Annotated in this window: 16 protein-coding genes and 1 tRNA gene; 13 read left to right on the plus strand and 4 right to left on the minus strand. The window is 74.3% G+C overall.

The features are described from left to right. Positions 1-103: 103 nt before the first annotated feature. The gene (locus GBN72_RS04900; protein WP_151770952.1) at positions 104-466 is read left to right on the plus strand and encodes a hypothetical protein; all 363 of its coding nucleotides are present in this window, start codon (positions 104-106) and stop codon (positions 464-466) included. A 61-nt stretch (positions 467-527) separates the two neighbouring features. Beyond that, a complete protein-coding gene (locus GBN72_RS04905) occupies positions 528-1229 on the plus strand; it encodes a hypothetical protein (protein ID WP_151770348.1) in 702 nt (233 codons plus the stop codon). Positions 1230-1326: 97 nt separating this feature from the next. On the opposite strand, the gene GBN72_RS04910 is transcribed toward GBN72_RS04905, so the two are convergent. The 3 genes from GBN72_RS04910 to GBN72_RS04920 all read right to left on the minus strand — a co-directional run bounded on the left by GBN72_RS04910 (position 1327) and on the right by GBN72_RS04920 (position 4965). Continuing rightward, on the minus strand, positions 1327-2478 hold the full coding sequence (locus tag GBN72_RS04910; RefSeq protein WP_151770349.1) for an ARPP-2 domain-containing protein: 1152 nt from the start codon (positions 2476-2478) through the stop codon (positions 1327-1329). Continuing rightward, positions 2465-3916 (minus strand): hypothetical protein, encoded by a 1452-nt coding sequence (locus GBN72_RS04915; protein ID WP_151770953.1) that lies wholly within the window; start codon positions 3914-3916, stop codon positions 2465-2467. The genes GBN72_RS04910 and GBN72_RS04915 overlap by 14 nt, the downstream gene beginning before the upstream one ends. 164 nt (positions 3917-4080) lie before the next feature. Continuing rightward, entirely contained in the window at positions 4081-4965 is an 885-nt protein-coding gene (locus GBN72_RS04920) for a LysR family transcriptional regulator (protein ID WP_151770350.1), read from the minus strand. A gap of 94 nt (positions 4966-5059) precedes the next feature. Here GBN72_RS04920 and GBN72_RS04925 point away from each other — a divergent pair, with 94 nt between their 5' ends. From GBN72_RS04925 to oxc, 10 genes are all read left to right on the plus strand, one after another. Next, positions 5060-6265: a thiolase family protein gene (locus GBN72_RS04925; protein ID WP_151770351.1), complete on the plus strand. Its 1206-nt coding sequence runs from the start codon at positions 5060-5062 to the stop codon at positions 6263-6265. Then, a complete protein-coding gene (locus tag GBN72_RS04930; protein ID WP_151770352.1) occupies positions 6262-6933 on the plus strand; it encodes a 3-oxoacid CoA-transferase subunit A in 672 nt (223 codons plus the stop codon). The genes GBN72_RS04925 and GBN72_RS04930 overlap by 4 nt, the downstream gene beginning before the upstream one ends. Then, a complete protein-coding gene (locus GBN72_RS04935) occupies positions 6930-7604 on the plus strand; it encodes a 3-oxoacid CoA-transferase subunit B (RefSeq protein ID WP_151770353.1) in 675 nt (224 codons plus the stop codon). Before GBN72_RS04930 ends, GBN72_RS04935 begins: the two co-directional genes overlap by 4 nt. 113 nt (positions 7605-7717) lie before the next feature. Beyond that, positions 7718-8401 (plus strand): leucine efflux protein LeuE, encoded by a 684-nt coding sequence (gene leuE / locus GBN72_RS04940; RefSeq protein ID WP_151770354.1) that lies wholly within the window; start codon positions 7718-7720, stop codon positions 8399-8401. A 135-nt stretch (positions 8402-8536) separates the two neighbouring features. Continuing rightward, positions 8537-8612 (plus strand) — tRNA-Arg (locus GBN72_RS04945). A 63-nt stretch (positions 8613-8675) separates the two neighbouring features. Continuing rightward, positions 8676-9812 (plus strand): leucine-rich repeat domain-containing protein, encoded by a 1137-nt coding sequence (locus GBN72_RS04950; RefSeq protein WP_151770355.1) that lies wholly within the window; start codon positions 8676-8678, stop codon positions 9810-9812. Further along, positions 9809-11761, plus strand: coding sequence for an ankyrin repeat domain-containing protein (locus GBN72_RS04955; protein ID WP_174887065.1), 1953 nt, complete (start codon positions 9809-9811; stop codon positions 11759-11761). Before GBN72_RS04950 ends, GBN72_RS04955 begins: the two co-directional genes overlap by 4 nt. Beyond that, a complete protein-coding gene (locus tag GBN72_RS04960) occupies positions 11758-12939 on the plus strand; it encodes an AAA family ATPase (RefSeq protein ID WP_151770356.1) in 1182 nt (393 codons plus the stop codon). The genes GBN72_RS04955 and GBN72_RS04960 overlap by 4 nt, the downstream gene beginning before the upstream one ends. A gap of 26 nt (positions 12940-12965) precedes the next feature. Further along, entirely contained in the window at positions 12966-14258 is a 1293-nt protein-coding gene (locus GBN72_RS04965; RefSeq protein WP_151770357.1) for a vWA domain-containing protein, read from the plus strand. A gap of 187 nt (positions 14259-14445) precedes the next feature. Then, positions 14446-16176, plus strand: a complete 1731-nt coding sequence (oxc, locus tag GBN72_RS04970) for an oxalyl-CoA decarboxylase (RefSeq protein WP_151770358.1) — start codon at positions 14446-14448, stop codon at positions 16174-16176. Between the two features lie 147 nt (positions 16177-16323). On the opposite strand, the gene GBN72_RS04975 is transcribed toward oxc, so the two are convergent. Continuing rightward, entirely contained in the window at positions 16324-16683 is a 360-nt protein-coding gene (locus GBN72_RS04975; protein WP_151770359.1) for a DUF1330 domain-containing protein, read from the minus strand. A gap of 309 nt (positions 16684-16992) precedes the next feature. Between GBN72_RS04975 and GBN72_RS04980 the strand changes: the two genes are divergently transcribed. Further along, positions 16993-19305 carry an FhaA domain-containing protein gene (locus GBN72_RS04980; protein ID WP_151770360.1) on the plus strand — a complete coding sequence of 771 codons (2313 nt, stop codon included), beginning with the start codon at positions 16993-16995 and terminating at the stop codon, positions 19303-19305. Positions 19306-19315 lie beyond the last annotated feature (10 nt).

The following is a 19315-nucleotide window of genomic DNA, read 5'->3' on the forward strand; positions in this document are numbered from 1 at the left end:
TCCGGGGCGCGGCGCGGATATCGCGTTGTGCGTCCCGGGGCGCCGCCCTAGGGTCACGGGCATGTCCGTACGCCTGCGCCTGCGCCAAGCCCTGCCCGAAGCGATGCGAGCCCGCGACAGGGTGGCGGTGAGCGCCCTGCGCGCCACGCTCGCCGCGCTGGACAACGCCGAGGCCGTGCCCGTGGGCGAGGCCGAGCTGCGCGGCCTGGCGCTCGAGGATTCACCGGCCGGCGTCGGCGTCACCGAAGCGGTGAGGCGTGAACTGAGCGAGCAGGGCGTGGTGGACATCGTGCGGGCCGAGGCCGCCGAGCGGCTGGAGGCGGCGGCGAGGCTGACCTCGCCCGCGCACGCGGAGCGGGCCGAGCGGCTCCGCGAGGAGGCCGCCGTGCTGCTGCGTCACCTGGACCACCCCCGCACCGCGGAGGGCGAGGGAGCCGCGGTTCCCGCGGATCCGGGGAACCGCTGAACGACCGCTGTTCGTCCCCCTGTTCGAGGCGAGGAACCGGCCACAGGTTCACGGGGGCGCCATGCAGATCGTCGAAATCACCGCCATCGCCGCACGGTCGGCCGTGATCACGATGCGGCACGCACAGACACCACTCACGTTCGTCTTCTTCCCGATGCTGCACGTGGCGTCGCCGGCCTTCTACGCACAGGTGCGCCGCAGACTCGCCGCATGCGACCTGGTGGTGCTGGAGGGGGTCCGTGGCGGGTCGGCCTCCTTGAACGCGCTGACGCTCGCCTACCGGTTCGCTCCGCTGCGGCGGCGCAACGGCCTGGTCGAGCAGACGGACGAACGGGTGCTGCCCGAGGGCGTCCCGGTGCTGCGCCCCGACGCGACCTCGGCCGAGGTGGTCGCGGACCTGAAGGCCGTGTCGCGGTGGACGTACTGGGCGTTCACGGCCGTGGCACCGCTCCTGGGCCTGCTGTTCGCGCTGCGCGGGCCGCGCGTCCTGCTCGACCGGGACCTGGAGGTCGACGACCTGCCCCTGACGGCACGGGCCGAGGAGCTGGCCGACGACCCCGCGCTCCACGCCCTGACCGACCGGCGGGACCGGCTGCTGCTGGAGGCGCTCGGGGAGATCCACACCGAGCGGCGTCACGAGCCGCTGCGCGTCGCCGTGGTCTACGGGGCGGCCCACGTCCCGGCCGTGGTGACCGGGCTGTGGGACAGGTACGGCTACCGGGCGCGCGAGGCGGAGTGGGTGACGGCGATCGTCTTCGACTGAACCGACTGAACCGACTGAACCTGCTGAACCGGCTGAACCTGCTGAACCGACAGCACCGACGCCGTCGACGGACACCGCCGGAACCGGCCGGTTGCGCTCACCCGCCCCCGACGCGTTCCTGCCGCCGGTACCGGTCGAGGACGTCCTGGCGGAGCAGGTGGCCGAAGCCGGCGTTCTCCAGCCGCAGTCCCAGCTGGGCCTCCGTGACGCCGAGGGCCGCCGCGGTGCGGGCCAGGTGCCAGTCGTGGTCGGCGAGGCGGCTGAGGAGGTGGCCGCGGCGGACCTGGCTCTCCGACAGCCGGAACGTTTTCAGGTAGACGACCCTGCCCTCCCCGTCGGTGACGGCCTCACCGATGTGGTTCTCCCGCCGGGGACGGAACGCGGGCAGGAAACGGGAGAGCGTGAAGCGCCCCAGCCGGTGGACCGTCCGCCAGGTGTACGTCTCCTCCAGCAGCCCGGCGGCCATCGTCACGTCGTGGAACTCGGCCCAGGCCGCCTCCTGTTCGGCGGCGGCCGCCCGCAGGCCGGCCAGGTCGTGGATCCCGGCGTCCGGGACGCGGGCCCGGAAGTCGGGCACCGGCGGCATCAACAGGGCGTAGTGGTGGACGAGTTCGCCGTACAGGTCCTCCACCAGCGTCGGGTGCAGCGCGCGGTAGTCGTCGGGGTGCGGGACCGCGAACGCGGCCGCCAGGGTGTCGGCGACGTACAGCAGGAGGCCGCACTGCCCGGGATGGATCTCGAAGACGCGCAGCGCGTCCGCGAGTCCGGACACCCGCGCTCCCGTGTACGCCTGCTCCACGCGGGGCGACAGGCCCCGGCGGACGGCCTGCCGGGACCACTCCTCCCAGGCGACGGTGGGGCCGCCGAAGTGCAGCGCCAGATATCCCTCCAGCGCCAGGTGCAGGGGCAGGAACCGCAGGCGCTCCTTGGCCTCCCGGCGGGCCGTGCGGTGGTGGACGCGCAGGGGCATCACGTCGGCGGGCGCGCAGTCGTGCCCGGCGGACAGCCGGGTGCCGTAGGCGGCGGCCGGAGAGCCGTCACGGGTCCAGGTGGCCACGAAACCGTGCGGCACGTACGAGAAGTAGGAGCTGCCCCGCCCGAGGTCCACCAGGCCGGCGGCGTCGCCGTACAGCCGGGCGCTCAGACGGAGGTCCCCGACGGGCTCGTCCCGTACGAGCGGCACCAGTCGGACGGCGCCCCAGACCTGCGCGGGCCGGGTGCGCAGGCCGGTCAGGTCAAGCGCGGTCATCGTGTCGGCCTCCGGCCGGTCCGCCCGCGGTGAGCCCGGCCGCGCGGGCGTCGAGGTAGGCGGTGAGCTCGGCCAGGCCGGTGCGGCCCTCCGCGAACTGGGCGAGTTCCACCAGGGCGGGCAGGTCCTCCGCGTCGCGGACGCCCGCGGTCGGCACCGACGGGGCGAGCCTGCGCACGTCGTAACCGCCCGCGTCGTAGACGGGGTTCAGGTGGACGACCGCGGTGCGCCGCGCCGGGTCGAGCCGGGTCCGCCAGACGCGCAGCACCTCCGCGGCCAGACCGGGCGGCGCGTTGTCCCAGCCGTCGGAGACGATCACCAGCCGCGACGGGGCGGTCTCCAGCGCGTCCAGGATCCGCCGGCCGAGCGGCGTCGGCCCGTAGGGGCGGACCAGCAGGGCGTCACCGCGGCCGGAGGTCCACAGCCCGGTGTAGTCGTCGGCCAGGGCCGCGAGGAGGTGATGGGCGGCGAGGGCCACGGCCAGGGGCCGCCGGCGCTTCTCGTCCGAACCGCGGGCGGAGAAACTGTCGTCCAGCACGGCGGTGACCTTGCCCCAGCTTCCCCGCAGCGGCCCGGCCACCCGGGCGGCGGCCGACTCCAGGGCGCCCGTCAGCTCCTCACGCCGGCGCAGGCGGTCCTCCACCGGCAGCGACAGCACGTAGGACGCCAGCCGGGTCAGCGGCATCCGCGCCAGGTCCGCCCGCACCTCGTCGGCGCCGTGGCGACGGGCCGACGCCTGCACCCGCAGGGTCTCCAGCCGGGTCATCCGCGGAGCGATGCGCTCCAGGAAGACGGCCCGCGGAACCCCGTGCCGGGCCGCGAACTGCTCGGCCACCGTGAACGGCAGGTCGTACAGGGCCGCCTTCTCGTGGTGCGCGCGGCGCCAGGTCTCCAGGAGCGGTGTCGCGAAGTGCGCGCGGGACGGCCGCCCGAACAGGAAGTCGCCCAGCTCCGTGCCCGGCGGCAGCAGATGGGCATGGCGCAGGGCCCGCTTGAGCGCGCCGCGGTACTTCACGGCGTCGAACGCCAGGTCCGGGCGGGCGGCCAGCCAGTCGCGCATGACCGCCCGGGTGCGGCGATTGTTCACCCGGGCCCGCCGCAGCGCGTCGAACAGCTTGTACACGCGCTGCGGCGGCAGCGTCGCCAGCCGCGCCGCGATCAGCCGGCCCTCGTCGCGGCGCTGCCCGGCGGTGGCCTCGCCGGCCGTCTCCAGCAGACGCCGGGCGATGATCGCCACGTTGTGGTCGTTGATGTCGAGGGCGAGCACTCCGGCGTACAGGTCGCGGTAGTTGCCCAGCATGTAGTCGTGGAGGAAGTCCAGCGACAGGGTCTGCGCGCCCGCGGAGCCGTGGAACTCGCGCTGCCCGGTGGACGTGATCGCCGCGTTGACGAAGAGCAGCACGTCGTCGGCGGCCACCAGGTCCGCGTACGAGTCCATCCGAGTGTCCACCCCCCGATCCGTGAAGGCCGGCCGGGGAATGGGGGCACGAGCTGCGAATCATTGCGTCAAAGGCAGGTTCCGGAAGTCGCACCGGAGTCCCGCGGCCGGCAGCGCGACCGTAACAGAGCCCCGGGCCCCTCCTCCACCCGATAACCCCGAGGTCAGCCGCCCGCGCAGTCCACGATCACCGAGGCGACCTGGTCGACGGCGGCGGACTCGGGGCGGGCGCGGCGGGCCAGCAGCAGGTCCACGGACTCCGGCTCGGCGAGCGGCATGTAGGTCACGCCCTCGACGCTCAGGCTGCGCACCGACGCCGGGACCAGGGCCACGCCGTGCCCGGCGGCGACCAGCACCACCAGGGTGGCCGTCTCCCCGACCTCGAGCAGCTGGGCCGGGCGGAAACCCGCCCGGCGGCATGCCGCCAGCACCAGGTCGTACATCGAGGACCGCGCCTGCGACGGGTGGACGACGAACGGCTCCCCGGCCAGATCCGCCAGAGGCACGCTCGGCCGGCCGGCCAGCCGGTGGTGGGAGGGCAGCACGGCCATCAGCGGCTCCGAGCGCAGCGGAACCGTGCGGATGTCCTGAGCGTCGAGGGCCCCCCGCAGGACGGCGAGGTCGAAGGCGCCGGAGCGCAGGCCCTCCGCCAGCTGCGGGGTGAGGGTCTCGCCCCGCAGCTCCAGGGTGATCCGAGGCAGCCGCGCCCGTACCGTCCGGGCGACCCGGGGCAGCACGTCGTAGGTGGCGGTGCCGATGAACCCGACCGAGACGCGCCCGGCGTGGCCGGTGGCCAGCTCCCGCATGTGCACCAGGGTGCGTTCCTCCTCCGCCACCAGGGCACGCGCGTGCTCGACCAGGTGCTGCCCGGCCTCGGTGAGCTCGACGTGCCGGGTGGACCGGTTGAAGAGGGAGACGCCCAGCTCCCGCTCCAGCTGCTTGACCTGCTGGGAGAGGGCGGGCTGCGCGACGTGCAGGCGGGCCGCCGCGCGCCCGAAGTGGCACTCCTCGGCCAGGGTGAGGAAGTGGCGGAGCTGGCGGAGTTCCATGGCGTCCATCCTAGCGACATAGATAAGCGGTGCTTATCAATCGATGCCTACTAGGTCTTGGACGTGAACAAGTGGCGGCTCGTACGGTGAGTAGGTGACCGAGAGCTATCTGTACGCAGCAGCCCGCACGCCCTTCGGCAAGTTCTCCGGGGCCCTCGCCGACGTCCGGCCCGACGACCTGGCCGCGACGGCCGTCAAGGGAGTCCTGGCCAGGACTTCCGGACTCGACCCCGCCGAGATCGGCGATGTCGTCTGGGGCAACGCCAACGGCGCCGGTGAGGACAACCGCAACGTCGGCAGGATGGCCGTCCTGCTCGCCGGCCTCCCCACCTCGGTGCCGGCCACCACGGTCAACCGGCTGTGCGGCTCGTCGCTGGACGCCGCCATGATCGGCTCCCGCGCCATCGAGACCGGTGACGCGGACATCGTGCTCACCGGCGGCGTCGAGTCCATGACCCGAGCGCCCTGGGTGCTGCCCAAGCCGAACCGCGCCTTCCCCGCCGGCAACGTCACCGCGGTCTCCACCACCCTCGGATGGCGACTGGTCAACGAGCGCATGCCCGAGGAGTGGACCGTCTCCCTGGGCGAGGCCAACGAGCAGCTGGCCGAGCGCTTCACCATCTCCCGCGAGCGGCAGGACGAGTTCGCCGCCCGCTCCCACAACCTCGCCGACGCCGCCTGGAACGAGGGCTTCTACGACGACCAGGTGGTGCCGGTCGTGGTGGACCGCAAGGGCACCGCCTTCACCCGTGACGAGGGCATCCGGCCCGGCTCCACGGCCGAGAAGCTCGCCGGACTGAAGCCCTCCTTCCGCCCGGACGGTGCCATCACCGCCGGCAACGCCTCGCCGCTGAGCGACGGCGCCTCGGCGGTGCTGCTCGGCTCCGGCGAGGCGGCCGGGCGCATCGGTGCCGACCCTCTCGCCCGCGTCGCCGGGCGCGGCGTCTTCGCCCTGGACCCGCAGGAGTTCGGGTTCGCCCCCGTGGAGGCGGCGAACCGGGCCCTGAAGCGGGCCGGCATCGGCTGGTCCGACGTGGCCGCCGTCGAGCTCAACGAGGCCTTCGCCGTGCAGTCGCTGGCCTGTGTGGACGCCTGGGGGATCGACCCGGAGATCGTCAACGCCAAGGGCGGCGCCATCGCCCTCGGCCACCCGCTGGGAGCCTCCGGCGGCCGCATCCTCGGCACCCTTGCCGGCCGCCTCCAGGAGTCGGGCGGACGCTGGGGCGTCGCGGCCATCTGCATCGGTGTGGGCCAGGCACTCGCCGTGGTCCTCGAGAACGTCACCGGAGGAACCCGATGAGCACCCGTTTCTTCGAGCAGGCCGACGAGGCGGTGGCCGGGATCGAGGACGGGTCGACCGTGCTCGTCGGAGGCTTCGGCATGGCCGGCATGCCGGTCGAGCTGATCGACGCCCTGATACGGCAGGGCGCCAAGGACCTCACCGTGGTGTCCAACAACGCAGGCAACGGCGACACCGGACTGGCCGCGCTGCTGGCCAAGGGCCGGGTCCGCAAGGTGATCTGCTCCTTCCCGCGCCAGGCCGACTCCTGGGTGTTCGACGACCTCTACCGGTCCGGGAGGATCGAGCTCGAGGTGGTCCCCCAGGGCAACCTCGCCGAGCGGATGCGGGCGGCCGGAGCCGGCATCGGCGCCTTCTTCTGCCCCACCGGCGCCGGCACCCTCCTCGCCGAGGGCAAGGAGACCCGCGAGATCGACGGCCGCACGTACGTCCTGGAGTACCCGATCAAGGGCGACGTCGCCCTGATCGGCGCCCACCGCTCCGACCGGATGGGCAACCTGGTCTACCGCAGGACCGCCCGCAACTTCGGCCCGGTGATGGCCACGGCCGCCACCACGGTGATCGCGCAGGTCCGCGAGATCGTCGAAACCGGCAGCCTCGACCCCGAGGCCGTCGTCACCCCGAGCATCTACGTCGACCGTGTGGTGCAGGAGGCTCAGCGCGCATGACCGCCACGAACACAGCAACCGGCACCGGCGCCCCGCGGGGCAGGCTGGGCAAGCACGAGATGGCCGCGCTGGTGGCCCGGGACATCCCCGCGGGATCGTTCGTCAACCTGGGCATCGGGCAGCCGACCCTGGTCGCCGACCACCTGCCCGCCGGCTCCGGGGTGGTCCTGCACACCGAGAACGGCATGCTCAACATGGGCCCGGCCGCCAAGGAGGGTGAGATCGACCCCGACCTCACCAACGCGGGCAAGGTCCCGGTCACCGAGCTGCCCGGAGCCGCCTACTTCCACCACGCGGACTCCTTCGCCATGATGCGCGGCGGCCACCTGGACATCTGCGTCCTCGGCGCCTTCCAGGTGTCCGGCCGCGGCGACCTGGCCAACTGGCACACCGGCGCGCCCGACGCCATCCCGGCCGTCGGCGGGGCGATGGACCTGGCCATCGGCGCCAAGAAGGTCTTCGTGATGATGACGCTCTTCGCGAAGGACGGTTCCCCCAAGCTGGTGCCCGAGTGCACCTACCCGCTCACCGGCCTCGGCTGCGTCGACCGCGTCTACACCGACCTCGCCGTCCTCGACATCACCCCGGAAGGGGTGAGGGCCACCCGGACCTTCGGCATCACGGTGGACGAGCTGGCCGAGCGCCTCGAGGTGCCGCTGCTCACCGCGTGAGACCTGGAGCCGGCGGACAGGGCCGTCCCGTGAGGTGACCCCTCACGGGACGGCCCTGTCCGGATAGCGGTCGGATGATGGGCAGAAGCGCGATTTCGTGTGACACTCCGGCCATGTTCGAGTCGTTCGGTGTCGTCAATCTTCCGACCTACCTGGCCGGCGTCCTGCTGATCGTCCTGCTTCCCGGCCCCAACTCCCTCTACGTGCTCTCCGTCGCCGCCCGGCGCGGGATACGCGCCGGATACGCCGGCGCGGCCGGCGTGTTCTGCGGGGACACCGTGCTGATGACGCTCTCGGCGGCGGGCGTGGCCTCGCTGTTCCAGACCAACGCCATGCTGTTCGGGATCGTGAAGTACGTGGGCGCGGCCTACCTGGCGTGGGTGGCGATCGGCATGCTGCGGTCCGGCTGGGAGATGTGGCGCACCCGGCACCGGCCGGACGGCGCGATGGAGGCCGCCGCCTCGGCCGGCGAGCCCGGCGGCAAGGAGGCGAAGGGTGAGCGGCCCTTCCGGCGCGCCTTCGTGGTGAGCCTGCTCAACCCCAAGGCGATCCTCTTCTTCATCTCCTTCTTCGTGCAGTTCGTGGACCCTGCCTACGCCTACCCGGCGCTGTCCTTCCTGGTCCTCGGGGCCTTCGCCCAGATCGGCAGCGTCCTGTACCTGAGCGCCCTGATCTTCGGCGGCACCCGGCTGGCCGCCGCCTTCCGGCGCCGCCGGCGGCTCTCGGCCGGCGCCTCCTCGGCCGCGGGCGCCCTCTTCCTCGGCTTCGCCGCCAAGCTCTCGCTGGCCAGCGCCTAGGGGCGCCCAGGGGAAAACCCGCACCCGCGCCGACGGCCTTCGTGACCTGCCCGGTCACGGAGGCCGTCGCCGTTCTCCCGGGCCCGGCCGCCATGATCGAACATGTCTGCGACGGTCGCTATGATCACCCGTGGCAAGGCCGTAGCGCAGAGGTCGTCGCGCCCTAGCATCGAGCTGGAGGACGTCGGTTCGAATCCGACCGGCCTTGCCACCCTCGCGATACCGCCGTCCGCCTCGCACCGGGCGTCGGCCAGGACGGACCGGTGGAGTGGTGATGACGCAGCCGACACCCGTGCGCTGCCCCGTTGTCGAGCACCCGGACATGCCGCTCGCCGACCCGGCGGGGCTGGACGGGCTGCTGGCACGGCTCGGGTCGCCGCGTCCCGTGGAGGCGGACGAGGTCTTCCCGCTCGGCACGGTGCGCGCGGACGGGCGGATCGACCTGTGCAAGCAGGGACTCGGGACGGCCGGCGCCGCCCGGGTGCTCCCCGCTGCCGCCGCCTCGCCGCACGCCGCCCACCTGCTGCTGGGGACCAACGCCATCGGCGACGCCGGCGCCCGCACCGTCGCCGGCGTGCTCACCCCCGGACACGGGCTGCGCACCCTCTACCTCGGCTGCAACCGGATCGGCCCCGAGGGTGCCACCGCCCTCGCCGAGGCGCTGGCGCGGGACGACACGGTCCACGCCCTGTGGCTCAAGCGGAACCCGGTCGGCGACGAGGGCGTCCGCGCCCTGGCCCGGATGCTCCGCGCCAACTCCACGCTGCGCACCCTCGACCTGGTGAACACCGGGATCGGCGCCGACGGCCTGCGCGCGGTGCTGGCCGCGCTGACGGACCGGACCCGTCCCCTGGAGCGGTTGTTCCTGGGCGGCAACGGCCTGACCGCCGACGTCGCGCCGCTGCTCGCCGCGCTGATCCGCGAGGCGGGTGTCCGTGAGCTGTACCTGCCCGCCAACCACCTCGGTGACGAGGGCGCCGCGGTGCTGGCCCGGGCCGCCGGGGACCCGGCGCGTCCGGTCAGGCTGGGGCTGGGCGGCAACGGCGTCGGCCCGGCCGGAGCACGCGCCCTCGCGGACTCCCTGGCCGGCGTCGAAGCGCTCGACCTGGGGCGCCCCCTGTCCGAACGGAGCCTGGGCGCACCCGCCAACAGCACCGGCGACGAGGGCGCCCGGGCGCTCGCCGCGGCCCTCCCCGGCAGCCCGCTGCGGCGCCTGGAGCTGCGGCACACCGGGCTGACCGGACGCGGCGCCAAGACCCTGCTGGCGGCCGCGGGACCGCATACCGCACTGGAGTACCTGGGCCTCGGGCCGGGTCTGCCGCGCAGGGTGAAGCGGTCCTTCGCCCAGTGCCTGCGTCCCGCCGCCGCGGCCCACCCCGACCTGCGCGCGATAGGGAGCCTCTACCGGTGAGCCCGCGTCCGGCGCCCTTCGGCCGGGACGAGGAGTCGTCCTGGCGGCGCGTCCGCCGTTATGCCGTGCCCCGGTGGATGATCGAGGCGTCGGCGCGGCACCGCGCCGAGGGGGACTGGGCCGCGGCCTGCGCCGCCTGCCTGGTGGACGTCGCCTTCACGCCGGACTCCGTGGCCGGGACGCACGGCACCGCGACCGCCGCCGGGCTGCTGGACGACCTGCGCCATCTGGTGCCCGACCTGATCCACTGGCACCTGCCCCGGGTCCTGGGCGGACGGACGACGCTGGCGACGGACCGGGCGGTCGTCCTGGCCCGTTACGCCCCCGGCGCGGACCTGTACCTGATGATGCCCAGGACGACCAAGGGCCCGCAGCGGGTGACGCTCCGGTTCGGCAGCTCCGGCGCCGCGGTCCGGGCGCGCCGTGGGACGTGGGCCGTGCTGGAGGACTGGTCGGCGGCCCGCCACCTGTGGGACGCCCGGCACGCCCACGAGCTGCGGGAGCACTGCGGCGGCGGTCCGGACCGGGCCCCGTTCAGCCACCCCGACGGCACCCCGCTCACCGAGGGCGAACTGCCCTCCGCGGACCCGGGCCCGGGCGACGTGGCGGCCCGTACCGAATGGATCACCCTGCTCCACGAACAGGGCGAGGTGGAGGCGGCGTTCGCCGCCGCCGGCATCGGCCTGGACGCGGCCCCCACGCAGGTGCACGACTGGTACACGCGCCGGCCGGTCCCGCTGCTGCGGCGGCTGCCCCTCGACGTGGCCGGGCTCGGCGCCGCGGTGCGACGCCACACGGCCGGCGCCGGCGGTGAGCGGTGCCTGATCGACCTGGACTGGCGGGACTCCCTGCTCCTCCAGAGCGCCGGCCCGGGCGGCGCCCTGTCGGCCCGGGTCGTGAGCCCGAGGGACGCCGAGGACGCGCCGCACCTGGCCCGGGCGGTCTGGCGGCGGCTGCCCGACCTGGACCTGCTGCGGACCGGAGGAGTGCTGCCCGAGCACCTCCACCCCCTGGTCGCCGCCTCCCTCTTCCCCGCACTCCGGCCGTCCGACGGCCCGTTCGGCCCTCCGGAACCCGAGGCGCCGCGACCCTTCCGCGTCCGGTGCCAGGACGGCGCCTGGCACCAGGTCGTCCTGCGCGGCGGGCGGCTGGAGGGCCCGCACACCGACGAGGAGCGGCGGCGGGAGCAGGCCATGCGGGTGTTCGGCGGCCCGGTCTCCGGCTGCTTCGCGGTCGAGCAGGCGTGGAGATCGGGCGAGGGACGGCTCCCGAAGGCCCTGCGGGCCCAGCGGCAGGAGTTGTTCCAGCGCGTGGAACACGGCGACACGGCAGGTGTCGTGGCCCTGCTGGACGCCGGACACGATCCCCTCGTCCGCGACGCCCGGGGCCGCGGGCTGCTGCACGTGGTGCACCTGCTCGACCACGAGGTCCTGCTGCCGCGGTTGCTGGAGGCGGGACTGGACCTGGAGAGCAGGGACAGGAAGGGGCGCACCCCGCTCCACTCGGTGGTCGAGGACGGCGGTTCACCGGCGGTGGTCGAGGCGCTGCTCGACGCGGGCGCCCGGATCGACGTCGTCTGCCGCATCGACGCCTACGACGAGACGGAACTCTCCCTCGCGCAGACCGTCCGGCGCTACCGGCGGACCGACCTCGCCTTCCTCGTCCGGCGCGTCCACGCCGAGCACCCGGGCATCGGGGACGAGTGGTGGGACGAGTACGTCGACCGCCCGGACGAGCAGCACTACTTCGACCATCTGGACGTGCCGCCCGACGACGGCGGCCCGGAGCCGCCCGAGGACGGCTACGAGGGAGAACTGCCCGAGCGCGGACGCACGGGGGAGCCGCCGGAGGACGGGCGCCCGGGCGAGCCGGCCGGGACCGCGTACCCGCGCGAGCCGCCGGACGACGACGAGGACATGGACGCACCACCGGAGGACCGGAACTCGTGACCCTCAGCCCACTGGACGCCGCGGACGAGCTCAACGCCCGTCTGCGTGCCCACCGCACCGAACCCGCGGCCGACCCCCGTCTGGAGGCACTGGGCCTCGCCGTGACGGCCAACCAGCCGGTACTGCTCTGGGGCGAGCCCGGCATCGGGAAGTCGGCCGGCATGGAACAGCTCGCGGCAGGGCTCGGCTGCCCGCTGGAGACCGTCGTCGCCAGCGTCCACGAGCCCTCCGACTTCGCCGGTCTGCCGATCGTCGGCGACGACCCGGCCACCACCGGCGTGCCGATGGCCCCGCCGGACTGGGCGGTCCGGCTCGCCCGCGCCGGACGCGGCCTGCTCTTCTTCGACGAGCTCTCCTCCGCACCGCCCGCCGTGCAGGCCGCCCTGCTGCGGGTGGTCCTGGAACGCCGGGTGGGCAGCCTGGTCCTGCCCGAGCCGGTCCGTATCGTCGCCGCGGCCAACCCGCCCTCCAGCGCGGCCGACGGCTGGCACCTCAGCCCGCCGCTCGCCAACCGCTTCGTCCACCTCCGCTGGACCCACGACCCGCGTACCGTCGCCCGCGGCATGACCGGCACCTGGCCGGAGTCCGCCGTGCCGGTCGTCGACCCGGCGAGGACGCAGGGCGCCGTCGCACGGGCCCGGGGCGCGGTCTCCGGCTTCCTCACCGCCCGGCCCGGCCTGGTCCACCACCTCCCCTCCGACGCGGAGCACCGCGGCCGCGCCTGGCCGTCGCCACGCACCTGGGAGATGGCCCTGAAGCTGCTCGCCACCGGCTACGCGACCGGAGCCGGACGCGAGGCGCTGGCCGCCGCGCTGACCGGTGCGGTCGGGGACGGCGCCGGGATCGAGTTCCTGTCGTACCTGGAGCACCTCGACCTGCCGGATCCCGACCGGGTCCTCGCCAACCCGGCGGCCTTCGCCCTCCCCGAACGGGGCGACCGGCAGCTGGCGTTCCTCATCGCGGTGGTCGCCGCGGTGCAGGGCGAACCCACCCGGGAACGGTGGGAGGCCGGCTGGACGGTGCTCGCCAAGGCCGTCGACCAGGGGGTGCCCGACGTGGCCGCCAGCGCGGCGGTCGACCTGGCCGCGATGCGCGACACCGACTGGCCCGTACCGGACGGCATCGACGCCTTCCTCGACCTGCTCCGGCTGTCCGGCGCGCTGCCCGGCGGCAGCTGACCGGGCCGCCCACGAGGACTCCGCCCATGGCACCGCACCGCGAAGCCCGCCCGCACAGTGAAGCCCGCCCGCACAGTGAAGCCCGCCCGCACCGCGCACCCGCCCCGTCCGGCGCACCCGCCCCGCCCGGCGAGGGCGGGCGGGACCGGCTCGACACGGCCAAGCTGCTCGCCGCCCGCTACCGCGCGGCGACGGACCGGCCGTACCTGGCCTCGGCCCTGTTCGCCCTCACGGTCGTGCCGAGCCCGCGGGTCCCGACCATGGGCGTCGACCGTCACTGGCGCTGCTACGTCTCGGCCGCCTTCGTCGAGGCGACGCCGGTCACCGAGCTGGCCGCCGTGTGGATCCACGAGGTGGCGCACCTGCTGCGGGACCACCACGGCCGCGCCGACCGGCTGCCCGCGGGCGACCGGCGCGACGCGTGGCGGCTCAACGTCGCGCAGGACTGCGAGATCAACGACGATCTGATCGCGGACGGTCTCCCGCTGCCCGCCGGGCGCCTGGAACCCCGGCTCCTCGGGCTGCCCGCCGGTGGCCTCTTCGAGGCGTACCTCCCTCACCTGCCGGCCTCCGTCGAGCAGGCGCCGGACTGCGGTTCGGGCGCCCACGGCGTGGCGGCGCCCTGGGAACTGCCCGGGAACGACGGCCCCGCGCGGCTCGGAGCGGTCGAGGCGGAGGCGCTGCGCCGGGTCACGGCCGAGGCGATGCGAAGTCACCAGCGCTCTAGGGGAACCCTTCCGGAGGGCTGGCGGCGCTGGGCCGAGCAGGTGCTGGAGCCCACGGTGGACTGGCGGCAGGCCCTCGCGGGAGCCGTCCGCGAGGCGGCGGCCTGGGCGGGCGGCGCCGTCGACTACACCTATCGCCGCCCCTCCCGCCGCACCCCGGCGCTGCGCGGCGTCGTGCTGCCCAGCCTGCGCCGCCCGCTGCCCCGGGTGGCCGTGGTCGTCGACACGTCAGGGTCGATGGGGGAGGCCGAACTCGCCGCCGCGCTGGGAGAGATCACCGGTGTGCTGCGCGAGGTCGGGGTGCGCGGCAACCGGGTGGCCGTGCTGGCCTGCGACGCCGACGTGCACGCCGTGTCCCGGGTGACCTCGGTGGACCAGATCACCCTGGCCGGCGGAGGCGGCACGGACATGCGGGTGGGCGTCGAGGCCGCCCTCGCGGGGCCCGACCGTCCCGGCGTCGTCGTCGTGCTCACCGACGGCCTGACCCCCTGGCCCGCGGAGCCGGCGGCCTGCCGGCTGATCGCCGCCGTCGTCGGCGACGCGGCACCGGAACCCCCGTCCTGGGTGGAGACGGTGCGCGTTCCGCTCGGCTGACACGCCCGTTCCCCACGCCCGTCGCTCCCTCCGCGCGCCGCGGTGATTTCGATTCGCTCCGGCCACGGGTATGGCGTCGTCCCGCCGCTTCCGGGATACTGCATACACTCACACGGAATACTGCATACAGTCGTCCGTTCGGACGCGGACGAGGAACTCGGCGACCCTCTCAGGGAGGAACCGGACCATGACGGACACTGTCGCGCAGGCCACGGGGACGGAGGGCGCCGGACCGGACGCCCTGACCGACGGGATCCACCTGGTCGTCGACGCGCTGAAGCTCAACGGCGTCGAGACCGTCTACGGGGTGGTGGGCATCCCCGTCACCGACCTGGCGAGGCTCGCCCAGGCGTCGGGGATCCGCTACATCGGCTTCCGGCACGAGAGCGACGCCGGGCACGCCGCGGCGGCGGCCGGCTTCCTCACCCAGCGGCCCGGCATCTGCCTGACCGTCTCCGCGCCGGGCTTCCTCAACGGGCTGGTGGCCCTGGCCAACGCCACCACCAACTGCTTCCCGATGGTGCAGATCTCCGGCTCCAGCGAGCGGCACCTGGTCGACCTCCAGCGCGGGGACTACGAGGAGATGGACCAGCTCGCCGCCGCCAAGCAGTTCGCCAAGGCGGCGTTCCGGGTCTCGCGTGCCGAGGACATCGGCCGCGGTGTCGCACGCGCCATCCGCACGGCGGTCTCCGGCCGCCCCGGCGGCGTCTACCTGGACATCCCCGCGGCCGTCCTCGGCGAGATCGTCGACGCAGGCAAGGGCGCGGCCTCCCTGTGGCGGCTGGTCGACCCCGCCCCGCGCCAGCTGCCCCAGCCGGCGGCCGTGGACCGGGCGGTCGACCTGCTGGCGCGGGCCGAGCGGCCGCTGATCGTGCTCGGCAAGGGCGCCGCGTACGCGCGGGCGGACGAGTCGGTCCGGGCCTTCGTGGAGTCCACCGGCATCCCCTACGTCCCCATGTCGATGGCGAAGGGCCTGCTGCCCGACGACCACCCCCAGTCGGCCGCCACCGCCCGGTCCCTGGCGCTGAAGCGGGCGGACGTCGTCATGCTGGTCGGCGCGCGGCTCAACTGGCTGCTCGGCCACGGCGACGCGCCCCAGTGGAACCCCGACGCCACCTTCGTCCAGGTCGACATCGCGGCCGACGAGATGGACAGCAACCGGCCCATCGCCGCCCCACTGGTCGGCGACATCGGCTCCGTGATGGAGGCGCTGGCCGAACGCGCCAAGCCCGGGCGGATCGCGGCCCCGGCGGCCTGGCGGGAGGAGCTCGCCACCCGCTCGGCGCAGAACGTGGCGAAGATGTCCCGGCGCCTGGAGGCCGCCCGGGCGGCGCATCCGATGAAGTTCCTCGGCGCCCTGCAGGCCGTGCGCGACGTGCTGGCGGAGAACCCCCGCGTCTACGTGGTCAACGAGGGTGCCAACGCCCTCGACCTGGCCCGCAACACCATCGGGATGCGGGTGCCCCGCCACCGTCTGGACAGCGGCACCTGGGGCGTCATGGGCATCGGCATGGGCTACGCCATCGCCGCCGCCGTGGAGACCGGCGAGCCGGTGGTCGCCATCGAGGGCGACAGCGCCTTCGGGTTCAGCGGCATGGAGATCGAGGCGGTCTGCCGCTACAACCTCCCGGTGGTCACCCTCGTCCTGAACAACAGCGGCGTCTACCGCGGCGACGAGGCCTCGGCCACCGCCGACCCGGCCCCCACCTCGCTCAAGGCGCGCCACGACCTGATGATCGAGGCCTTCGGCGGCAAGGGCTACCAGGCCACCACGCCCGACGAGGTCGCCGCCGCGCTCCGTGAGGCGCTGGCGGCCGGCGTGCCGGCGCTCATCGACTGTGTCATCGACCCCTCGGACGGCACGGAGAGCGGCAACATCTCCCACCTGAACCCGAAGGGCCTCAAGGCGAAGGGCTGAGCCCGAGGGCCGACACGGCCCGCCCGGCGGCCGACACGGCCCGCCTGGCGCCGGGCGGAGCGGGCCCGACCCGGCGCCGGGCGGGCGCTCCAGCGCATTCTCCGGCGCTTCGCCCGGCGCTTTCGTCGTGGCCGGGCCCCGAGCCCGTCAGGCGGGCCCGGGGCCGCCTGCCGCCCCCTCCCGCATCGCCCTGGCGGTGCCGGACGGGTCGTACCCCTCGGGCACGCCCTCGACGAGGACGATGTCGCCGGGGATGTGCCGCGAGCGCAGCGGGGCGATCTCCCGGTAGGCGGGGGAGTCCCACCACGCCCGGGCCTCGGCGATCCCGGGGAAGCCGATCACCACCACGTGCCCCGGCCAGCTCCCCTCCTTCACCTCGTGCTGCGTGGCGTGCACCAGGAAGCGGCCGCCGAAGGGTGCGAAGGTGCCGGGGATGCGCTCGATGTACTCGGCGACATCCGGGTGCGGGGGCGCTTCCCGCAGGTGGGCGATGGCGTAGGCGGGCATGACGTCGTCTCCTGTCCTAGGGCTTCGTACGACCGGCATCCTGACACCGGGGCGCCCGCGGCGTCGACCGCGTATGGGGCAGGGTCCCGCCAACACCGCCTCGCGCAACGCCTGTTGACCTCCGCGGCCGCGAGGTGGGCGGCGCCGGACAGCTCGCCGGTCCCCGGCGCCCGGCCGGTCGCAGCCACCGATCCGGTGAATTATGACGACACGCCGCGTGTGGTCACGATGTGTGGCTATATCACCACTATCCGCAATCTCTTCAGTTCATCTGACCGCGCCACGGCAGATCGGCACCCCGGAGGCCACATGGGGGCACTGAACAAGATCGAACAAAGTTTCGAGGCTGTGATGAACGGAGCCTTCGCCAAGGTGTTCAAATCCGCGGTGCAGCCCATCGAATTCATCGGAGCCCTCAAACGTGAGTGCGAGGTCAATGCCAGGATCTGGGGGCGGGACTGCATCATCGTGCCCAACGGCTTCATCGTCGAACTGAGTCCGGCCGATCATGAACTGCAGAGCGCTTGCCTGGTGATGCTCGGCGAGGAGCTGGTCCGGGAGCTGCGTGAGTACGCCGAGCAGCAGCGCTATTCGTTCGTGGGCCCGCTGAAGGTGCAGTTGCAGCGGACCGAGGACCTGAAGGCCGGACGGTTCCGCGTGCGCAGCCGTCTCGAGGTCCCGCCCGACGTCCAGCACACCCTCCGGGCCGGCGAGGGCCCTCGCGGCGCGTACGCGCCGTCGGCAGGACGCGGCGAGGAGGCGGGCCCGCCCTGGCCGTCGCCCCCGCGCCTGCTCCCCGGGGACAAGCAGGTCCTGACGGTGGAGCAGTTCATATCCTTCGGACTGGCCTTCGCCCAGGACGGCACGCTCGTCCGCGCCGACCCGCCGAGCACCCTCACCGCTCCGCCGCGACCGTCCCGCCTCCCGGAGCCCGCGGCGGATCACGCGGGCGTGGCCGTCCTGCCCCGGTCGGGCCACGCACGGCGAGCCCTCCCCTCCTCGAACGGCGCCCGCGCCGCGCTCTCCCCCGCGGGCGGCAGACCGCACCAGGGGCGGGACGTCGGCCACCGGCACCTCACCGGCGCGCCGGAGCCCCAGAACAGGACCCCGGCCGTGGGGAGACCGCCGGTCTCCCCGGTGTCCCCCGGCGGCCCGCCGCGGGCGGAAGCCCCACGTCGGCCGCGGGCCGAAGCCCCACGTCACCGGTCCGGCGGACAGCGACCGCCGGCCGGGGAGCACCGCCGTCGTCGCGCCGCCGACCCGGTGCGCGACGGAACGCCCACCCACGCGAAAGGACGCACCGTGACAGACAACCGCGAGATCTCCGTCGAGAGTCCCGCACCCGACAGGAGACCAGCGGGATCCGACGGACCCGGCCTCGCGCCGCCCGTCCCGGGCGCCCTCGACGAGCCGCAAGGCGCCGCGGGCGAATACCTCCCGCCGCACGGCGCGGCGCAGTACCACCACCTGGTGCCCGCCCGGCACGGCGTCGGCGCGGAGCAGCCCCCGCCGCCGCCCCACGCCGGGTGGGGGGAGGTACGGCACGGCGCTCCCGTGATGCCGCCGTACTACGGCCCGCCGGCCCACCACGGTGCGGAGTACTGGCCGGGAGCGGACCGGGGCGCCCGGAACGGGACGCTGGGCCGCAGCGCCGCGGTCGAGCTGTCCTCCGACCGCCTGCTGCGCAACAAGCCGGGCGAGCGTCGCGGACTCAACCGGCTGCGCATCGGCGGCCGGCAGGCGGAACGGGAACGCGAGCAGAAGCTGGCCGTCCTGCGCACCCCGGTGATGCAGTGCCAGAAGATCGCCGTGATCAGCCTCAAGGGCGGCGTCGGCAAGACGACCACCACGACCGTCCTGGGCGCGACCCTCGCCACCGAGCGCCAGGACCGCGTCGTGGCGATCGACGCCAATCCGGACGCGGGGACGCTCAGTCGACGCGTGCGCTGCGAGACCGGCGCCACCATCCGTGACCTGGTGGCCGAGATCCCGAACATCGACAACTACATGGCCGTCCGGCGCTTCACCTCCCAGTCCCCGAGCGGACTGGAGATCCTCGCCAACGAGGTGGACCCCGCGCTCTCCACGGCGTTCGACGACGAGGACTACCGGCAGGTGATCGGCTGCCTGGGGCAGCACTACCCGATCATCCTGACCGACTCCGGAACGGGCCTGCTGCACAGCGCGATGCGGGGCATCCTGGACCTCGTGGACCAGCTCATCGTGGTCGCCACGCCCAGCGTGGACGGCGCCACCAGCGCCAGCACGACCCTGGACTGGCTCAGCGCGCACCACTACGAGGACCTCGTCCAGCGGAGCATCACGGTGATCTGCGAGGCCCGCAGGAAGAGCAGGAACGTGCGGGTGGACGACGTCGTGCACCACTTCCGCGCCCGCTGCCGCGGCGTCGTGACGGTGCCCTTCGACGAGCACCTCGCCGCGGGCTCCGAGGTCGATCTGGAGCAGCTGAAGCCCCGGACCCGCCAGGCCTACTTCGACCTGGCGACGCTGGTGGCCGCGGACTTCCCCCGCACCCAGCCCGAAGCCGCGCGGTGGGGCGCCGCCTACCCCCATTCGGGTTACAACGCGGCCAGCATGTTCGCCGTGCCCGCCCGGGGCTGACGCGCGGACC

This window comes from Streptomyces abyssomicinicus (genome assembly GCF_008974245.1).
Lineage (GTDB): Bacteria > Actinomycetota > Actinomycetes > Streptomycetales > Streptomycetaceae > Streptomyces > Streptomyces abyssomicinicus.